The following is a 720-nucleotide window of genomic DNA, read 5'->3' on the forward strand; positions in this document are numbered from 1 at the left end:
TCACCTTACCGACGCTTATCGCAGATTAGCACGCCCTTCATCGCCTCTGACTGCCAGGGCATCCACCGTGTACGCTTGGTCACTTAACCTCACAACCCACAAGCGTCCCGAAAGACACATGCTGTTGCAGGCATTGAGAGACTCGAACACATCGCTCTGCTTATCCTTATTACGGAGGATAAACGCGACGTGTCGTTTCAATTTTCAGCTTGTTCCGGATTGTTAAAGAGCAATATCTTAAACATGACTCGCAAGTCATCTTTAAGATAATTTTACAGACTGCATGGTGGAGCTAAGCGGGATCGAACCGCTGACCTCCTGCGTGCAAGGCAGGCGCTCTCCCAGCTGAGCTATAGCCCCATACAGTTACTGCAGAGACCACTACTACCAGGAGTTACATTTCGTGTCGCCACGCAAATGTAATTCTTTTCTGGTCAAGGCGTGGCTTCGCGCCGCATAGCTCGCTATGCAAGTGAAGTCGCAACGCTGGACAGGAAAGAATTTGGTAGGCCTGAGTGGACTTGAACCACCGACCTCACCCTTATCAGGGGTGCGCTCTAACCACCTGAGCTACAAGCCTGTAGAGGTTTTTTCTGCTCGTTACTTTTCTATCAGACAATCTGTGTGAGCACTTCGCCGGAAGGTATCTTCAGGTAAGGAGGTGATCCAACCGCAGGTTCCCCTACGGTTACCTTGTTACGACTTCACCCCAGTCATGAA

2 tRNA genes and 2 rRNA genes are annotated in these 720 nt (G+C 50.4%); all 4 read right to left on the reverse strand.

The features are described 5' to 3' along the window. Positions 1–89 (reverse strand): 23S ribosomal RNA (locus MKZ79_RS21130); the annotation flags it as partial. Between the two features lie 195 nt (positions 90–284). Beyond that, positions 285–360, reverse strand: a tRNA-Ala gene (locus MKZ79_RS21135). 143 nt (positions 361–503) lie between these two features. Beyond that, a tRNA-Ile gene (locus tag MKZ79_RS21140) sits at positions 504–580 on the reverse strand. A gap of 74 nt (positions 581–654) precedes the next feature. Beyond that, positions 655–720 (reverse strand): 16S ribosomal RNA (locus MKZ79_RS21145); the annotation flags it as partial.

The sequence above is a fragment of the Erwinia sp. CGal63 genome, from assembly GCF_037026505.1.
Taxonomy (GTDB): Bacteria; Pseudomonadota; Gammaproteobacteria; order Enterobacterales; family Enterobacteriaceae; genus Erwinia.